Origin of the sequence: Streptomyces sp. NRRL WC-3549 (genome assembly GCF_000721935.1) — a bacterium.
In the GTDB taxonomy this organism is placed as follows: domain Bacteria; phylum Actinomycetota; class Actinomycetes; order Streptomycetales; family Streptomycetaceae; genus Streptomyces.
Genome location: NZ_KL585437.1, coordinates 25,525 through 27,935, shown reverse-complemented (window position 1 = coordinate 27,935; position 2,411 = coordinate 25,525). Strand labels below are relative to the sequence as shown.

At 77.9% G+C, this 2,411-nt stretch carries 2 protein-coding genes and 1 pseudogene; 1 reads left to right on the top strand and 2 read right to left on the bottom strand.

The features are described 5' to 3' along the window. Window positions 1-218 (bottom strand): annotated as a pseudogene (locus IH13_RS0131885) (ADP-ribosylglycohydrolase family protein); the annotation flags it as partial. Next, window positions 215-1,417, bottom strand: coding sequence for an ADP-ribosylglycohydrolase family protein (locus IH13_RS0131880; RefSeq protein ID WP_031089866.1), 1,203 nt, complete (start codon window positions 1,415-1,417; stop codon window positions 215-217). The pseudogene IH13_RS0131885 and the gene IH13_RS0131880, both read right to left, overlap by 4 nt. Window positions 1,418-1,680: 263 nt before the next feature. Between IH13_RS0131880 and IH13_RS0131875 the strand changes: the two genes are divergently transcribed. Continuing rightward, window positions 1,681-2,411: VIT1/CCC1 transporter family protein (locus IH13_RS0131875; RefSeq protein WP_031089863.1), on the top strand; the 731-nt coding region annotated here is incomplete at its 3' end.

Sequence of the window (2,411 nt, the reverse complement as noted above, 5' to 3'; positions counted from 1 at the left end):
GTCCACTCCGGCATCCGCGCCGCCCGGTGCCGCGCGGCGGGCCACCCGGCGGCGTCCCCGGCCGCCAGCCCGAGCAGCAGCCCCTCGATCCGGGCCCGCCGGCCGGGAGCGGTCCGGGCGGTGGCCGCCCGGCCGGCCGGGGCCGCCGACGGGCCGGGCGTGGCCACCGGGGCAGGGGCGAAGGCACCGGCGGCCGGGCGGCCGGACGACGCGCTCATCGGGCGGCCCCCGGAGCCGTGACCGGGACGCCCGGTACACCGTCGGCCGGGGGCGCGCACCACGTGGCCCCGGGGGCCCCGGCCGCCGGGCCGCCGGGCCGTTCGTCTCCCGCCGGCCCCGGCGGCGCGCCGCGTGAGTCCGCCGGCTCGTCCGGTGTCAGCAGCTCCGCGACGTCCAGCACGTGGTAGCCCCGCATCGACGGCAGGCAACTGCCCCGTACCGGTCCGATCGCCGACGCCCAGGCTGCCGGGACCGCCGACGCCCCGTGCAGCGCGCCGGCCAGCGCACCGGCCACCGCGGCCGTCGTATCGGCGTCCCGGCCCATGTTCACGGCCGTCAGCACCGCCGTACGGAAGTCGCCGCGCGCCGCCGTGAACGCGCCGAAGGCCAGGCCGACCGCCTCGGGCGCCAGGTCCGTCCACGGGTAGCCGCCGATCACCACCGCCGAGCGCACCGCGCGTTCCCCCGTCAGCCGGTCCGGGTACGGGCGCCGCGCGGCGGCGACCGCGCGGCGCAGCGAACGGGCCGTCCAGGAGTCCATCGGCACGACCGACAGCGCGGCGGCCACCACCGACGTCGGCCCCGCGCCCACCATCGCCGCCGCCACTCCGGCCGCCACCGCCTGGCCGCCGTAGATGCCCTCCCCGTCGTGGCTGACCCGGCCGTCCACCGCCACCAGCCGGGCCGCCTCCGCGGGCCGCCCCGCCGCGAAGACCCCGAACGGCGCGGCCCGCATCGCCAGGCCGTCGCTCCACGCGTGCCGGTGCTGGGCGGAGATCGGGGCGGCCAGCCCGCGCCGGAGGTTCTCCAGCGTGCCGCGCTCGCTGAACCCCGCGCCGCGGAACGGCCCCTCGTCCAGGTCCGCGATCCAGCGGTGCCAGGCCCGCTCCACGTGCGAGACCGTCAGCGCCGAACCGTGCCGGGCCAGCAGCAGCCCCGAGAAGATCGCGTACTCGGTGTCGTCCGTCCCCGCCGGGTCGTCGCTGACGAAGCCCGTGATGCGGCCCCAGCGGCGGCGGATCTCGGACGGCCGCAGATTCTCCGCCGGGGCGCCGAGCGCGTCCCCCACCGCGAGCCCGAGCAGCGCGCCCCGCGCCCGTTCGGCGAGCCCCGGAGGCGCGGTCCCGCCGTGTCCCGCCGGCCCACCGGGCCGGCTGCCCCGCCGCCGCACCGTCCCGCCGTCCGTCTTCCGTTCCATCCGCGTCGACCTCCCGCTCGCGCCGCCCCGTCCACGGGGACCGGCCGGCTGCCCGGGCCCCCTGGGCGATGTGTCCCCCGCGGCGGCCCTCACCTGGCGGACGGCACCGGTAAACGAGCCGCACGGGGGACGTCGCGAACTGGCCCCCACCGGGGGTTAGTACGGCCTTCCTTGCTGGCGGGAGGCCTTTTTCGTGCGTACTTTCGACTGTGTTGAACGGAGGGCGGGGCGCACGGCGCCCGCTCCGGGAGGAGGGGAGAGACGTGACCGTCATCGAGACCGGCGCCGTCCTGCACGAGGCACACCGGGACAACCACACCCACCGCGACGTGAACGGCGGCTGGCTGAGGCCCGCGGTCTTCGGGGCCATGGACGGCCTCGTCTCCAACCTCGCCCTCATGACAGGCGTCGCGGGAGGAGCCGTCTCCCAGCAGACCATCGTCATCACCGGCCTCGCCGGGCTGGCCGCCGGCGCGTTCTCCATGGCGGCCGGCGAGTACACCTCCGTCGCCTCGCAGCGCGAACTCGTCGAGGCCGAACTCGCCGTCGAACGCCATGAGCTGCGCAAACACCCGATCGACGAGATGGAGGAGCTCGCCGCGCTGTACGAGTCGCGCGGCGTCGAGCCCGCGCTCGCCCGGGAGGTGGCGCGGCAGCTGTCGAAGGACCCGGAGCAGGCGCTGGAGATCCACGCCCGCGAGGAGCTCGGCATCGACCCCGGCGACCTGCCCTCCCCGCTCGTCGCGGCCGTGTCCTCCTTCGGCGCCTTCGCGCTGGGCGCCCTGCTGCCCGTACTGCCCTACCTGCTCGGCGCCACCGTGCTGTGGCCCGCCGTGCTGCTCGCCCTGGCCGGGCTCTTCGGCTGCGGGGCGGTGGTGGCCCGGGTGACCGCCCGCACCTGGTGGTTCAGCGGGCTGCGCCAGCTCGTCCTCGGCGGGGCCGCCGCCGCGATCACCTACGGCCTCGGCACCCTGTTCGGCGTCGCGACCGGCGG

Bases quoted from the DNA above. Each gene is read 5' to 3' on its own strand.
- IH13_RS0131880 (WP_031089866.1), bottom strand. From the start codon at position 1,417: ATGGAACGGAAGACGGACGGCGGGACGGTGCGGCGGCGGGGCAGCCGG.